This is a genomic window from Thalassotalea piscium, from assembly GCF_030295935.1.
In the GTDB taxonomy this organism is placed as follows: Bacteria; Pseudomonadota; Gammaproteobacteria; order Enterobacterales; family Alteromonadaceae; genus Thalassotalea_B; species Thalassotalea_B piscium.
Genome location: NZ_AP027362.1, coordinates 1,160,369 through 1,174,638 on the forward strand (window position 1 = coordinate 1,160,369; position 14,270 = coordinate 1,174,638).

Annotated in this window: 16 protein-coding genes; 11 read left to right on the forward strand and 5 right to left on the reverse strand. The window is 37.5% G+C overall.

Annotated features, from left to right (window positions below; all coding sequences use genetic code 11):
* Positions 1-2: 2 nt before the first annotated feature.
* Together ispE and lolB are read right to left on the reverse strand one after the other, a co-directional pair.
* Entirely contained in the window at positions 3-878 is an 876-nt protein-coding gene (gene ispE / locus QUD79_RS04945; protein WP_184425022.1) for a 4-(cytidine 5'-diphospho)-2-C-methyl-D-erythritol kinase, read from the reverse strand.
* A gap of 10 nt (positions 879-888) precedes the next feature.
* Positions 889-1,575 carry a lipoprotein insertase outer membrane protein LolB gene (lolB, locus tag QUD79_RS04950; protein ID WP_184424973.1) on the reverse strand — a complete coding sequence of 229 codons (687 nt, stop codon included), beginning with the start codon at positions 1,573-1,575 and terminating at the stop codon, positions 889-891.
* A 165-nt stretch (positions 1,576-1,740) separates the two neighbouring features.
* Between lolB and hemA the strand changes: the two genes are divergently transcribed.
* The 7 genes from hemA (at position 1,741) to kdsA (ending at position 8,578) form a co-directional block, all read left to right on the forward strand.
* Positions 1,741-3,009 carry a glutamyl-tRNA reductase gene (hemA, locus tag QUD79_RS04955; RefSeq protein ID WP_184424971.1) on the forward strand — a complete coding sequence of 423 codons (1,269 nt, stop codon included), beginning with the start codon at positions 1,741-1,743 and terminating at the stop codon, positions 3,007-3,009.
* Between the two features lie 137 nt (positions 3,010-3,146).
* Positions 3,147-4,235: a peptide chain release factor 1 gene (prfA, locus tag QUD79_RS04960; RefSeq protein ID WP_184424969.1), complete on the forward strand. Its 1,089-nt coding sequence runs from the start codon at positions 3,147-3,149 to the stop codon at positions 4,233-4,235.
* Positions 4,236-4,258: 23 nt separating this feature from the next.
* A complete protein-coding gene (gene prmC, locus QUD79_RS04965; RefSeq protein WP_184424968.1) occupies positions 4,259-5,101 on the forward strand; it encodes a peptide chain release factor N(5)-glutamine methyltransferase in 843 nt (280 codons plus the stop codon).
* A 68-nt stretch (positions 5,102-5,169) separates the two neighbouring features.
* Complete coding sequence (locus QUD79_RS04970; protein ID WP_184424966.1) at positions 5,170-5,535, forward strand: SirB2 family protein; 366 nt, start codon at positions 5,170-5,172, stop codon at positions 5,533-5,535.
* An 88-nt stretch (positions 5,536-5,623) separates the two neighbouring features.
* Complete coding sequence (locus QUD79_RS04975; protein ID WP_184424964.1) at positions 5,624-6,424, forward strand: tetratricopeptide repeat protein; 801 nt, start codon at positions 5,624-5,626, stop codon at positions 6,422-6,424.
* A gap of 20 nt (positions 6,425-6,444) precedes the next feature.
* Positions 6,445-7,713: a DUF819 family protein gene (locus QUD79_RS04980; protein ID WP_184424962.1), complete on the forward strand. Its 1,269-nt coding sequence runs from the start codon at positions 6,445-6,447 to the stop codon at positions 7,711-7,713.
* A 22-nt stretch (positions 7,714-7,735) separates the two neighbouring features.
* Positions 7,736-8,578, forward strand: a complete 843-nt coding sequence (gene kdsA / locus QUD79_RS04985; protein ID WP_184424960.1) for a 3-deoxy-8-phosphooctulonate synthase — start codon at positions 7,736-7,738, stop codon at positions 8,576-8,578.
* Positions 8,579-8,716: 138 nt separating this feature from the next.
* Here the strand turns inward: kdsA and QUD79_RS04990 are convergent, their stop codons facing one another.
* Positions 8,717-8,992: a hypothetical protein gene (locus tag QUD79_RS04990; protein ID WP_184424958.1), complete on the reverse strand. Its 276-nt coding sequence runs from the start codon at positions 8,990-8,992 to the stop codon at positions 8,717-8,719.
* Positions 8,993-9,276: 284 nt separating this feature from the next.
* Between QUD79_RS04990 and QUD79_RS04995 the strand changes: the two genes are divergently transcribed.
* The 4 genes from QUD79_RS04995 to rlmM are packed head-to-tail and all read left to right on the forward strand — an operon-like array spanning position 9,277 to position 12,252.
* Positions 9,277-10,170, forward strand: coding sequence for a transcriptional regulator GcvA (locus tag QUD79_RS04995; RefSeq protein WP_184424956.1), 894 nt, complete (start codon positions 9,277-9,279; stop codon positions 10,168-10,170).
* Positions 10,171-10,803 (forward strand): alpha/beta fold hydrolase, encoded by a 633-nt coding sequence (locus tag QUD79_RS05000; protein WP_184424954.1) that lies wholly within the window; start codon positions 10,171-10,173, stop codon positions 10,801-10,803.
* A complete protein-coding gene (locus QUD79_RS05005) occupies positions 10,790-11,173 on the forward strand; it encodes a DUF423 domain-containing protein (protein ID WP_221435218.1) in 384 nt (127 codons plus the stop codon). Before QUD79_RS05000 ends, QUD79_RS05005 begins: the two co-directional genes overlap by 14 nt.
* Positions 11,170-12,252, forward strand: a complete 1,083-nt coding sequence (gene rlmM, locus QUD79_RS05010) for a 23S rRNA (cytidine(2498)-2'-O)-methyltransferase RlmM (RefSeq protein ID WP_184424951.1) — start codon at positions 11,170-11,172, stop codon at positions 12,250-12,252. The genes QUD79_RS05005 and rlmM overlap by 4 nt, the downstream gene beginning before the upstream one ends.
* Before the next feature lie 98 nt (positions 12,253-12,350).
* On the opposite strand, the gene QUD79_RS05015 is transcribed toward rlmM, so the two are convergent.
* Both QUD79_RS05015 and QUD79_RS05020 read right to left on the reverse strand, forming a co-directional pair.
* Complete coding sequence (locus QUD79_RS05015; RefSeq protein ID WP_184424948.1) at positions 12,351-13,358, reverse strand: isocitrate dehydrogenase; 1,008 nt, start codon at positions 13,356-13,358, stop codon at positions 12,351-12,353.
* 334 nt (positions 13,359-13,692) lie between these two features.
* On the reverse strand, positions 13,693-14,121 hold the full coding sequence (locus QUD79_RS05020; protein WP_184424946.1) for a DUF3192 domain-containing protein: 429 nt from the start codon (positions 14,119-14,121) through the stop codon (positions 13,693-13,695).
* Positions 14,122-14,270: the final 149 nt, after the last annotated feature.

The following is a 14,270-nucleotide window of genomic DNA, read 5'->3' on the forward strand; positions in this document are numbered from 1 at the left end:
TCCTAATTATTAGGTGGTATTGTTAATGCTATTTCTGCCAATGTACTATGCAAATTAGATTGATTAATACCTTGAGCTACAAACGATTCAATACCTTGCGGTAATTTTGATTGAATGAGCAAAGCCTCTTTTCTGGTAGTAAAACGTGAAAAAATACAAGCGCCAGTACCAGTCATACGAGACGGCGCGTATTCTACCAACCAAGTAAGTAGCTTGGCAACCTCAGGATAACGATTTATTACTAGAGTTTCGCAATCGTTTCGGCAGCTTTCTATCTCTACGTCATTGCTGGTTAGCCTTGGCGAGTTTCGAGGAAGATTTTTATCGTTAAAAATAGTTGCGGTTGAAATATGTACATCAGGTTTTGTGACTAAATACCAATATTCTTTAGGATAAACCGCTGATAACTGCTCACCAACACCTCGCGCTAAAGCCGCATAACCATTAATGAAAATGGGCACGTCAGCGCCAAGTGAAAGCCCCAACTTTGAAAGTGTTTGAATTGAAAGGTTAAGTTTCCATAATACATTAAGGGCGAGTAAAACTGTTGCCGCATTCGAAGACCCTCCGCCTAAACCACCCCCCATCGGTAAGATTTTTTTTATTTTAAGGTAAGCACCTGCAGAGCAGTTTGTATAGTTTTGTAATAATATGGCTGCTTTAACCATTAAATTGTCGTGATTGCTAACACCGGCTATCGGTGTTAATAAGTTAATCTCATTGCTACTTGTCGTTGTGGAAATTTCTATCAGATCGCCATAATCTAAAAATTGAAATAACGTTTCAAGTTCGTGGTAGCCATCTTCGCGACGACCTACTATATGCAGAAATAAATTTAGTTTAGCTGGCGAAGGGAAGGTATAAAAGGGTTGAGATATATTGTTCAAATTACAGCACCCACTGATTAATTATTAGTTTAATAGTTAAATTATTTTGTTTAATAGTGAGTCGTTTGGGTAAGGGAATACCATTTACTCTGGTATACTCACTATAAAGGATTTTCCAGACTTTATTGTCATAGTAACTATTTATAGATACAGGCAGTTGGGTGTCTTTATGATAAACAATATCGTCGTCTGAATTAAAGGGTAATGCTTTAATCCACTGTTTTAATGCTTGGGAAGGTAAATAATATCCGGAGAGCGATTGAAGAATATAGTCGATGTCTGAGTGACGATAGATTTTATCTTCAACACGAATAGTATAAATGTCGCCGTTAAAGCTTACGTCGAGTACATTAATGCCTAGGTAGGTGGTTAAATTAAGTTGTTCACTTTGACTTTTAGGGTTGTTTTGCCAAAAAAGGGTGGCACTCTTTTTTTCTTTCCCCTCGATAAAGGCTATTTTACCACTTATTTGCCAATTCTTGATTGCGGTCAAAAAAAGTAATCTATTTTCAGGGCTATAATTCGTTGGCAGAGATTGATGATCGAATGTGGGCTTAGTACTGCAACTGACTACTAACAGCAATAAAAGCAGTAATATTGTACTTTTTACCCGTAAGTTAATGTTGTTTTTTAAATAGCCAGTGGCGCAAGTTAAAGCTTCTGCTATGTAGTATCTGCTTTCAATCATGATAAATATTTCGTAAAATTGCGCTATTGTTTAAGTAAATAAGAAATTTGTGTTGCTGTTGTTCATCTTTCACACAATACGTTGACTGTTAGATTATATCGGTAACTTGATGCCTCTGTCATTGCGTTCATGAGAAATAATCATTAATTAGGCTAAAAACTTTATATGTCCATTGTTGCTGTAGGTATTAATCATAAAACTGCGCCTGTTGCTGTTAGGGAAAAGATTTCTTTTAATCCTGATCAGTTAAGTATGGCATTGCAGGAAATGTTGCAACATGTGCAATGTAAAGAAGCAGCTATCCTATCTACGTGTAACCGAACAGAATTATATTTAGTACAAGATGGCGATGTTGCCCTTACTAAAGAAAGAATTATCCGTTGGTTAGAACAACATCATAATGTTCCAGCCTCAACGATTGGTCCTAGCCTATACTGGCATAACGATCATAAAGCAGTAAATCATATGATGCGCGTGGCGTGTGGTTTAGATTCACTAGTGTTAGGTGAGCCACAAATATTAGGTCAAATGAAGCAGGCTTATAGCCAAGCAAAAGCAGCAGGCTCTATGGCATTAGTGATGGACCGTTTGTTTCAGCGTACTTTTGGCGTTGCTAAACAAGTGCGAACTGAAACTGAAATTGGTACAAGTGCAGTGTCTGTTGCCTTTGCCTCAGTAAATTTAGCGAAGCATATTTTTGCAAATATAGAAAAAGCCAAAGTACTATTGGTAGGTGCTGGCGAGACCATTGAGTTAGTTGCTAAACATCTGTATGAAAATAAAGTAGAAAAGATAACGGTTGCTAACCGAACATTATCGCGTGCCGAAGGCATGGCAAAACAGATAGGTGCCGATGTAATAACACTGGCACAAATTCCAGAACGTATGGCCGATGCTGATATTGTAATTAGCTCAACAGGGAGTACTTTGCCTATTATTGGTAAAGGCATGGTTGAGCAAGCGTTACGTAAGCGCAAACACCGCCCTATCTTTATGGTTGACCTTGCGGTACCAAGAGATATAGAAGCACAAGTTTCAGATTTAGATGATGTGTTTTTATATACGGTTGATGATTTACAAAGTATTATTGCAAAAAACTTAGATAAACGTCGTAAGGCGGCAGTACAGGCAGAATCAATAGTTTCTAAGCAAACCGATGGTTTTATGGCTTGGCTGCGAGGGCTTAATACACAAGATACTGTGATTAGTTATCGCAATCAATGTATGGCAGAGCGCGACTTGCTACTTGAAAAAGCTTTACTTCAGCTCAGTGCTGATAAATCTCCCGAAGCAGTTGTTGCTGAATTAGCAACCAAATTAACAAATAAGTTTATGCATGCCCCGACAAGTGCTATTCAAACTGCTGCACAAGGTGGAGAACTAGATAAAATTGTTTACTTAAGAGAAATATTCGATCTTGACCAATCTAAATAGGTTCTTTGCCTACTACAAGATTAATTGCAACTAGCGTTATTAATCTTTACACTTGCCGACAATTTATTGTGTGTAATTGATCATCTTTAGATGGTCAATACCGACATATTTCTACCCATTTTAAGTAAGTTAATTTAATGAATAATTCTGTTTATCAAAAGCTTGAAGGTTTAGTTGAACGTTTTGAAGAGGTTCAAGCTTTATTGTCAGATCCTGACATTATTTCCAATCAAGAAAAATTTCAAGCACTCTCAAAAGAGTTTTCTCAATTAGAAGAGGTAACTCAAGCATTTAATGCCTTTCAGGAGGCTGAAGCTGACTTTGCAACTGCAGAAGAAATGCTTAAAGATGACGATCCTGATATGCGTGAAATGGCGCAAGAAGAATATAAATCAGCTAAACAAGCCGTAGAAGAACTCACCCACGGCTTGCAAATTTTATTATTACCAAGAGATAAAAATGATGATAATAACTGCTTTGTTGAAATTAGAGCAGGAGCAGGTGGTGATGAAGCCGCTATATTTGCTGGTGATTTATATCGTATGTATACCCGCTATTGTGAAAAGCAAGGATGGCGTATAGAAGTAATGAATATGAATGAAAGTGAGCAGGGTGGCTTTAAAGAAGTTATTTTTAAAATTACTGGTGCTAGTGTTTATGGGCAAATGAAATTTGAATCAGGTGGACACCGTGTTCAACGTGTGCCCGAAACTGAATCTCAAGGGCGAGTACACACGTCAGCATGTACAGTGGTAGTTATGCCAGAAATTCCCGAGTCTGAAGCTATTGAAATTAATAAAGCCGACTTAAAAATTGACACCTTTAGAGCATCTGGCGCTGGGGGACAACATGTTAACAAAACTGATTCAGCTATTCGTATCACACATATTCCTACAGGGGTTGTTGTAGAATGTCAGGATCAACGATCGCAGCATAAAAACAGAGCCCAAGCGATGTCAGTTTTACAAGCGAGACTGCAAGCTGCCGAAGATGAAAAACGTCGTAGCGAAGAAGAGTCGTCTAGACGAAACCTAGTTGCCAGTGGTGATCGTTCTGAGCGTATTCGTACTTATAATTACCCACAAAGTCGTATGACAGACCATCGTATTAATTTAACTTTGTATCGATTAGGCGAGGTTATGGAAGGTAATTTGCAATTAGTGATCGATCCTATTATGCAAGAAAACCAAGCAGATCTACTTGCTGCATTAGCTGAGCATCACTAGTTACGCAAACTCATAGAGCGATAATGTCTACAGTTACTATTTCAACACTTATTAGTCTGGGTAAGCAAATGCTTACTCAGAACTCTGACAGTGCTAAGCTCGATGCTCAAATACTGCTTAGCTTTGTGCTAAACAAGCCTATAAGTTATTTACTTACTTGGCCTGAAGAACAAGTGGGTAGTACGAACAAAGAAGACTTTTTATTACTCTTGCAAAGACGTGTGCTGCATGAGCCTATTGCCTACATTATTGGCGAGAAAGAGTTTTGGTCATTACCCTTTAAAGTCTCGCCAAGTACATTAATTCCTCGCCCCGACACCGAAGTACTTGTTGAAACCGTTTTACAAAACCATGGTGATGGTACTCATACTTGTTGTGATTTAGGCACAGGTACTGGGGCAATTGCTTTGGCATTAGCCTCAGAAAGAACTTCGTGGATAATTGATGCAATAGACTTTAATACAGATGCTGTTTCGTTAGCTAAAGAAAATGCAGCAAGCCTTGGCTTTATCACTGTTAATATTTATCAAAGTGATTGGTTTTCTAAAGTCGAATCAACAAAACAATTTGATATTATTGTGAGCAATCCACCTTATATTGATAAGGTGGATCCTCATTTGGTTGAAGGTGATGTACAATACGAGCCTTTATCAGCATTAGTTGCTGATAAAGAGGGTATGGGTGACTTTATGATAATTGCTGAGCATGCAATTAACTATTTAAACCCAAATGGTATGCTATATTTTGAGCATGGGTACGAGCAAGGAGATAGTCTTAGAAACTTGTTAAAGGTATTAGGCTATCGAGGCATAAAATCTATTAAAGATTATAATGGCCATGAACGCGTAACATTTGCACAGCGATAATTTATTTCAACATACTTAAAGTGTTTATTAACACTACTTTATAACAATAATGAAAGCGAGAAAAATACATGTTTAAGCATTTACATATGACGTTAGCCGTAATTAGCATATTTTTATTTACGCTAAGGTTTATTTGGACCTTGATGGAGTCTAAACAGTTATCAAGAAAGTGGGTTAAAATAACCCCGCATGTTATTGATACTTTACTGTTTGCGTTGGGTGTTGCAATGGCCGTAAAGCTAGCAATTAACCCTATAGAGCAACTTTGGTTAGGTGAAAAAATCCTTGCTGTAATTGCTTATATATTTACCGGTTATTTTACCCTTAAATTAGCACGCAATCGCACCATGCAAATTATTGGTTATTTAGGTGCTATGGGCTGGATTTTACTAGTAGTACGTATCGCTATGACAAAAGAAAACGTACTTTTTTAACCCACACCTTTAAATTTCTAAACTCCCCCTTATATAGGGGGTATCCTATTGTCGATTACTGCAGATAAGTTGTTATTAATTTTACCCTATGAATGATTTGTTACTGTCTGAAATTAGTGCACCTAGACGTGCATTACTTAATCAATTCTTATTGCTCGAAAATTCAATTTTCGGTCAATCTTCAGATATTGAAAAAACGTTAGAGCCAATAGTTAAAAGCTGTAGGCTTGCTGTAGACGAATGTGAAAATTCGATGGATAGAGCAGAAGTTTTTATTAATGAAATTTTTATTTCACAATTACTGATTGATAATGAACGCCCAATCTGGCCTGTTTTATCTTATCAAACTTCAAAAAGCATTGACTATAAGATAGTTGCGCCGGTAGTTAAAGCTGCAATTATTCAATATGTTGCTAATGCATGTGAGTTAGAAGTTGAGATTGTTTACTTGCCTGAAAAAGTTATGGTCCGGATATTATGCGATGACGTTTATTCAATTGTGTTTGATCCTGTTAATGGTGAATCACTGAATTGGCAAGAATTAGAACAAGGTTTAGATGAATTAGGTGGGGATCCTAGTCGTGTGTTTTTAGAGCCAATGGAGCAAGAATCAATTGTGGTTGAATACCTAACGGGTTTAAAAAGCAGTTTGATTCATGAACAGCGGTTTGACCAAGCACTAAAATGCGTTGACTTACTGCTATCAATGCGACCAGATGATCCTTTTGAGCGAAGAGATAGAGGTTTTTTATTGCATCAGCTTGACTGCTTTAAAGTTGCTTATGACGACTACCAATATTTTGTTGAGCAATGCCCTAAAGATCCAGCAGCACAACTATTAAAATTACAACTTGATAAAATCTCAGTAAAAGATACGGTATTACACTAAAATAAGAAAATGGAGAATTTATGACTGATGCAACATCAGCCGCGCTAGCGCATAGTCCAATGTTAACTAACGATGCGACTATCTTGGGTATACTTGCGATTATGTTAGGAGCAGTATTTTATACTGCTCAGAGTGGAAGCTCTTTTTGGAAAAAGTTTTACAGCATAGTGCCAGCTGTACTCGTTTGTTATTTTTTACCTTCGTTACTTAATACATTTGGTATTGTTGATGGTGAAAAGTCTAATTTATATTATGTTGCTTCACGTTATTTACTTCCGGCCTGTTTAGTATTACTTATTTTAAGTGTCGACTTAAAAGCAATAGGGCGACTGGGCAGTAAAGCGGTTATTTTATTTTTAACTGGTACTGTAGGGATAGTCATTGGTGGACCAATTGCATTATTAATTGTATCTACTTTTATACCCGAACTTATTGGTGTTGATGGACCTGAAGCCGTATGGCGTGGCATGACAACGGTTGCAGGTAGTTGGATTGGCGGAGGAGCCAACCAAGCCGCAATGAAAGAGATTTACGGTGCTGGTGATGAGATATTCTCAGCAATGGTTACTGTTGATGTAATTGTTGCAAACTTATGGATGGCCGTTTTGCTTATTATGGCCAGTAACGCCAAGAAAATCGATGCAAAATCGGGGGCAGATACTTCTGCTATAACAGCACTTAGAGAGCAGGTTGAGCAATTTCATGCTAAGCATGGACGAATTGCTACATTGCCTGATCTAATGGTAATTGTTGCTGTTGGTCTAGGGGTTACAGGTTTTGCACATTTATTTGCCGATACAATAACGCCGTTTTTTATTGAAAATTACCCTAACACCGACAGATTTAGTTTTCATAGTAAGTTTTTTTGGATGATAGTGTTTGCAAGTACTGTCGGTTTAGTACTCTCATTTACCAAGGCTAGAAACTTAGAAGGTGTGGGCGCATCAAAAGTTGGCTCAGCATTTTTATATATATTAATTGCAACCATTGGTATGAAAATGGACGTACGAATGATTGTAGATGCACCTGTTTATTTCATTATTGGTGCAATCTGGATGATTGTTCATGCAAGTTTAATGTTATTTGTTGCCAAAATGATTAAAGCGCCATTGTTTTATATGGCCGTTGGTAGCCAAGCTAACGTTGGTGGCGCGGCATCTGCGCCAATAGTTGCGAGTGCGTTTCATCCTTCATTAGCACCTGTTGGTGTATTGCTTGCTGTATTAGGGTATACGCTTGGTACATATATGGCTTGGTTTTGTGGACAAATTTTACAAGTAATTGGCTAAAATAAAGCACTATAGGAATACTATGAAAATCTCTAAAATTGCGTTAGGTGATATCACGGTTGCAAACGATGCACCATTCACATTATTTGGCGGTATGAATGTACTTGAATCGCGTGACTTAGCAATGTCTATCGCTGAACATTATGTTGAGGTTACACAAAAACTTAATATTCCTTATGTGTTTAAGGCATCGTTTGATAAGGCTAATCGTTCATCTGTGCACTCGTATCGAGGGCCAGGGTTAGAAGAAGGTTTAAAGATTTTTGAAGAAATAAAATCAACCTTTAATGTGCCTATTATTACAGACGTACATGAACCCTATCAAGCGCAACCTGTGGCTGAGGTAGTTGATGTTATACAGCTACCTGCATTTCTTGCTCGCCAAACCGATTTGGTTGTTGCTATGGCCAAAACCAATGCCATTATCAATGTTAAAAAACCACAGTTTCTGGCGGCGCATGAAATGCGCCATATCATTAAAAAGTTCAGTGAAGCAGGAAATGACAAGGTGTTACTGTGTGAACGAGGTAGTTGTTACGGATATAATAACCTTGTAGTAGATATGCTCGCGATGGATGAAATGAAAGATTATGCCCCTGTAATTTTTGATGCGACACATGCATTACAAAAACCCGGTGGACGAACTGATTCAGCTGACGGCAGAAGAGCGCAAGCCGCTCAGTTAGCACGCAGTGGCATGGCGTTAGGTATTGCGGGTTTATTTATAGAAGCTCACCCAGACCCGAGTAAGGCACTGTGTGATGGTCCTTGTGCGTTACCACTTGATAAACTTGAGCCTTACTTGGCACAAATGAAAGCAATTGATGAGCTAGTAAAGAGTTTTCCTGAGCTAAATACAGATTAATCGACTTGTAATTATTTGCTATAATTTACCATAGCAATATATATCAAGCGTAATCAAAAAGGGTGCCCTATTTTATAGGGTACCCTTTTTAATGTTAATTCTAGAGAAATCAATAACTTAATTTTGTGGTTAGCACTTTTAATCAGCTAGGTAATCTGTCTTGGCAATATTAAGTGTTTTTATATCTTCTTCCTGATTATTAATTGCTAATAAGCTATTGATAGGAAGCTCTTTAGCTCTGAATAATTTTGCTGATATTTCTATGGTATTTTTTAATTGCAATTCTACAGCAGCATGTATTGCTTTGTGATCAATTGGCTGAGCTTTTTCAATTTCAATGGTCTTTGCACTAGCCATATTCGCAAATATAAGCGTGCCAACGAGGATCCCTAAGAGAGTGTTTAATTGTGTCATTTTTATCACCTGTATTTAACGTTATTATCAATATAGATGCTATTGGACGTTACTCTCGCGTTGTTAACTTTGGATGGGAGTAGTGTTAACAACTTGCTACACTTAAACATTAGAAAGATGATGTCCTTCATCTACAGTTGCTATAATAGGATATTACTGGCTTTATTTAAAATGACATTTTATAATGTTTTGCATTAGAAAAACTAATGCGACTTTGGTTTCGTTTGCTTTTGTTTTTACTTGAATTTATTTTGACCATTAACCACTTTTTTTAAGGAATGATTTTGGCTGTTAGGCTCCCACCACTTAATGCTTTACGGGTATTTGAGGCTTCTGCTCGACAATTGAGCTTTACTAAAGCTGCTGAAGAATTATTTGTAACTCAAGCGGCTGTTAGTCACCAAATTAAATTGTTGGAAGAGCATTTAGGGTTAAAATTATTTATGCGAAAAAATAGGGCGCTTTTACTTACTGAAGAAGGACAATCTTACTTTTTAGACATTAAAGATATTTTTACATCACTCTACGAAGCAACAGAAAAACTATTAGCAAGGGGATCTAAAGGCGCGATCACCGTCAGTTTACAGCCAAGTTTTGCTATCCAATGGTTGGTGCCTCGTTTAACAAGCTTTAATTTACAGCATCCTGAAATTGACGTGCGGATAAAAGCGGTTGATCAAGATGAAAACTCACTTACGCAAGATGTTGATATTGCCATTTATCATGGAAGAGGGCGCTGGCCAAATGTGCATGCAGAAAAATTGCACACAGAATACTTAATTCCAGTGTGTTCACCAATGATTATAACGGACAAAAAACCATTAAATACAATTCATGACTTGGCAAACCATACATTACTTCATGATACATCAAGACGTGACTGGAAACGCTGGTTTAAAGAAGCTAACGTTAAAGGTATGAATGTAAATCATGGTCCTATTTTTAGCCATTCAGCAATGGTTGTGCAGGCTGCAGTACATGGACAGGGTGTTGCTTTAGCGCAAAGCGTGCTGGCAAAGCCAGATCTTGATGCTGGTAGGCTTGTTAATTTATTTGATCATCGCCTTGTCAGTAAAAATGCTTTTTACATAGTATGCCGAGAGCATCAACTTGAAGTAGGCAAGATCGCCTCGTTTAGACAGTGGGTATTAGATACAGTTGCTGCGGAAGAAGAATAAATGAAATTACCAACAAGCCACTTTCAAAGTGCAGTAAACGCCAAGGCTACTATCATTTTTGCGCATGGTGCAGGCGCTGATAAAAGTAGTGACTTTCTAGCAAATGTAGCAGAGCAACTTGTGAGCGATGGATTCAATGTACTACGCTTTAATTTTCCTTATATGGATAAACGCTTAGAAGATGGTAAACGCAGACCTCCTGATAGAATGCCAAAGCTAGTAGAGTGTCTTGCACAGGTTATTGCAGATGTTGATAAAAGTTTGCCACTTTTTCTTATGGGAAAGTCTATGGGGGGGCGTGTAGCTGCAACTATTGCAAAAAATAGCGACGACAGTATCAGAGGAGTGATATGTCTTGGCTATCCTTTTCATCCGCAAAAACAGCCCGATAAACTAAGATTGGAGCCATTACAAGTAATTGACAAACCGGTATTAATTGTTCAAGGAGATAGAGACTCTCTTGGTAGCAAAGATGAAATAGAAAACTATCAACTATCGAATTTATGTCGCCTATACTTTTTACCAGATGGGGATCATGATTTAAAACCTAGGGTAAAGTCTGGCTATACCCATCAACAGCATTTAAACTCTGCAATTAAGCAAATTAATCGGTTTATATATGAATATAGCTAAAACTAGTCGCATTTTAGTGATTTTTGTTGCTATCAGCGGGTGTTTTTCAGTATTATTCGGCGCTTGGTTATCGCATGCGGCTCAATCTCTTGTAGCAGAACAGTTACATCGGGTAGAAATCGCTCATCAATATCAAATGCTGCATACCCTAGCCTTATTGGCTGTTATTGTGTGGTACAAAGTAGACAACACTAAGTTACTGTTGTTTTCTGCGTTATCTTTCGCCACCGGTATTTTACTATTTTGTGGTAGTTTGTATTTAAAAAGTTTCTTTTCTTTAAGCACAATAGGTAACTTGGCACCGTTAGGTGGCATACTGTTGGCGCTTGGATGGTTGCTATTAATTTTTGTAGGTAAGAATAAGCTATGACAGCTGTTGTTTTATATTGTCGCCCTGGGTTCGAAAAAGAATGTGGGGCAGAAATTCAGGAAAAAGCTTCATGGAATGAAGTATATGGCTACCTTGAACTAACTAAAAACCAAGGTGTTGTATATTTTCATTTGAATAATCCTGAAGAAGGAGAAGTGTTAATGCAACGCATTCCTCTGAAACGATTGATTTTTACGCGTCAGTGGTTTGTGACTCTAACGGAAAAAATAGCACTACCAGACTTTAATCGTGTTGAAGCTATTGTTGAATCAATGGGCAATGATTGGCAATACGCCGATTTACGCATGGAAACAGCTGATACTAACGAAGGCAAAGCGCTTTCGAAGTTTTGTCGTAAATTAGCAGTACCTTTGCGTCAGGCTTTAAGAAAAGAGAAGATCCTTACAGAAAAACACGATAACGAAGGTGCAATTTTGCATGCCTTGTTCTTTAGTGGCTCTGAAATGATCTTAGGGTTTTCTTTAGGTTCAAATACATCAGCTCATGTAATGGGGATCCCACGACTTAAATTCCCTAACCAAGCACCAAGTCGCTCAACGCTGAAACTTGATGAAGCATTTTTGTATTTCATTCCAAAAAACGAATGGGAGACTCGTTTAACTTCTGGCTTAAATGCAGTTGATCTTGGCGCTGCGCCAGGCGGGTGGACCTATCAGTTAGTACGCCGTGGGATGATGGTAACATCAGTCGATAATGGGCCAATGGCTGAATCGTTAATGGATACGGGCCAAGTAAAGCATCGTATGATGGACGGCTTTAAGTATATTCCACAAAAACAAAATGTTTATTGGTTAGTCTGCGATATGATAGAAAAGCCTGAACGTGTTGCTAAACTAATGGCACAATGGCTGTTACAAGGCTACTGTAAAGAAGCCATTTTTAATTTGAAATTACCAATGAAAGGCCGATATGCCGAAGTTGTTAAAGATTTACAACTACTTAAAGATGCATTTTCTGAGCATAGTGTTAAATACGATTTATATGCAAAGCACTTATACTATGATCGTGAAGAAGTCACTGTCCACGCAAGATTATTATCTCCTGTACCAACCTTTTAAAGGAAAAAAGGTTCTAGGAAGTAAACTTCCTAGAACCTAAAATCTTAACCCTTAACTCTTAACTCCTTTGTTTTAGGCGTTTAGCGAGTAAATAAAGCTTATAAACGCTCTAATAGCGCATCGGTAAAGTCAGTTGTTCCGTGTGTGCCACCCAAGTCACGAGTCGTTCTATCACCTGCCTCAATGACATCTGTAAGTACTTGACGGATTTTTTCTGCTTTATCACCCATTTCTAAATATTCTAGCATTTGAATTGCCGCTAAAATTACAGACGTAGGGTTAGCTAAGTTTTGGCCAGCAATGTCTGGTGCACTACCATGAACTGCTTCAAATATAGCGCAATCTTCACCAATGTTCGCACCAGGAGCCATTCCTAAGCCACCAACTAAACCTGCACATAAATCAGATAAAATATCACCAAATAAGTTTGTGGTAACAATCATGTCAAATTGCTCAGGGTTCATTACTAATTGCATACAGCAATTATCAACAATCATTTCAGTTGACTCAATATCAGGATAACGCTGTGCTACTTCTCGTGCTACTTTTAAGAACAAACCAGAAGTTGATTTTAAAATGTTCGCTTTATGTACCGCTGTAACCTTTTTGCGTCCTTCTTTTCGTGCTGTTTCGTATGCAAAAGTCACGATGCGCTCTGCACCTTCTCTTGTTACCAAACTCATCGCTTCAGCTTTTGTGCCATCTTCAGATAATGTTTGGCCTAGACCAGAATACATGCCCTCAGTATTTTCGCGTATGGTAATAATGTCGATATTTTCATAGCGTGCTTTGGTGCCCTTAAATGAAAGTACTGGGCGTACGTTTGCATATAACTGAAACTGTTTACGTAATGTTACATTGATTGATGTAAACCCCTCACCAACAGGCGTTGTAAGCGGGCCCTTAAGTGTGATTTTATTTTTTTTGATCAGTGCGAGTGTTTCTTCAGGTACAAGTTCACCGTGCTTTTCTAATGCAACTAGCCCTGCATCTGCATACTCATATACAAAATCACATCCTGCTTTATCTAGCACTTTAATTGCTGCTTCGATAATATCTGGGCCAATACCGTCGCCTGGGATCACAGTAATTGTTTGTTTAGCCATTAGTTACACCTTTAAATATTGTAGAGTTAAGTTCAACGCAAACTGTTATTGAACTTGGATGATTTATTTACCTTAATGGTATTCTTTATTGTTTGATTTTTGTTTGTAGTGGCTAAAATATCCATTAGCTAGAGCTTTTTCAGTATTAAATGCGAGTGATTTTATACTTAAAATACTAGCCTAGTTAATTGTATTACGCCTACAAAAATAAAACTCAAGCAAATTGGTCTTTTTAAATATTTGTACTATTTACTAGGTGTGTAGTATACCTTAATTAAGCCTATAATTTGCTAGAATAAAGTGTATATATTAGTAAAAAAAATGCAATTCGACATTAGTCGATATTTGTATTGGTTACTGGCAAGTTTTGTTGATATTTAATTATCAGTTGTTCGAGCCCATTGTATTGGCTAGCAATATCGAATTCTTTCAATTCATTGTTAATAAACAAAAGATAAGAGCATTCGTCTTGCGTAGTAAAACCGTCAGACTTCATATGTTGAGTGCGATAAAATAATACTTGAAAGTAACGCTCATCAACTAACTTTGCTTCTGTTATATCTGGTTTACCTAGTATTTGAAGTGCTTGTTCAAAATGAAAGTTATTTACTTTTAACTCACTAATAAATTGTCGGTTAAACTCTTCACGGTCTTCCCACTTCATATTGGCAGGATTATCGTCGTAAAAATTAACAACGAGAAAGACAAGAATCCCATAAAAAGCTAACGCCATCATGATACGAATAACTATTTTTTTGTTCATTGTGTTCCTGAAAATGAAACCTGCGAAAGACTACACCAGCCACCAGATTATGCCCACTATTAATAAACTTATAGCATATTGATTAAGGTGGCTGTAGCTAAATACGACAAATAGGGGGTTATTAAAGATAAGTCTACTTACGATACAGG

Bases quoted from the DNA above. Each gene is read 5' to 3' on its own strand.
- prmC (WP_184424968.1), top strand. From the start codon at position 4,259: ATGTCTACAGTTACTATTTCAACACTTATTAGTCTGGGTAAGCAAATG.
- QUD79_RS05015 (WP_184424948.1), bottom strand. From the start codon at position 13,358: ATGGCTAAACAAACAATTACTGTGATCCCAGGCGACGGTATTGGCCCA.
- QUD79_RS05000 (WP_184424954.1), top strand. From the start codon at position 10,171: ATGAAATTACCAACAAGCCACTTTCAAAGTGCAGTAAACGCCAAGGCT.
- QUD79_RS04990 (WP_184424958.1), bottom strand. From the start codon at position 8,992: ATGACACAATTAAACACTCTCTTAGGGATCCTCGTTGGCACGCTTATA.
- QUD79_RS04970 (WP_184424966.1), top strand. From the start codon at position 5,170: ATGTTTAAGCATTTACATATGACGTTAGCCGTAATTAGCATATTTTTA.
- QUD79_RS05020 (WP_184424946.1), bottom strand. From the start codon at position 14,121: ATGAACAAAAAAATAGTTATTCGTATCATGATGGCGTTAGCTTTTTAT.
- prfA (WP_184424969.1), top strand. From the start codon at position 3,147: ATGAATAATTCTGTTTATCAAAAGCTTGAAGGTTTAGTTGAACGTTTT.
- QUD79_RS04975 (WP_184424964.1), top strand. From the start codon at position 5,624: ATGAATGATTTGTTACTGTCTGAAATTAGTGCACCTAGACGTGCATTA.
- QUD79_RS04980 (WP_184424962.1), top strand. From the start codon at position 6,445: ATGACTGATGCAACATCAGCCGCGCTAGCGCATAGTCCAATGTTAACT.
- QUD79_RS05005 (WP_221435218.1), top strand. From the start codon at position 10,790: ATGAATATAGCTAAAACTAGTCGCATTTTAGTGATTTTTGTTGCTATC.
- hemA (WP_184424971.1), top strand. From the start codon at position 1,741: ATGTCCATTGTTGCTGTAGGTATTAATCATAAAACTGCGCCTGTTGCT.
- kdsA (WP_184424960.1), top strand. From the start codon at position 7,736: ATGAAAATCTCTAAAATTGCGTTAGGTGATATCACGGTTGCAAACGAT.
- rlmM (WP_184424951.1), top strand. From the start codon at position 11,170: ATGACAGCTGTTGTTTTATATTGTCGCCCTGGGTTCGAAAAAGAATGT.
- lolB (WP_184424973.1), bottom strand. From the start codon at position 1,575: ATGATTGAAAGCAGATACTACATAGCAGAAGCTTTAACTTGCGCCACT.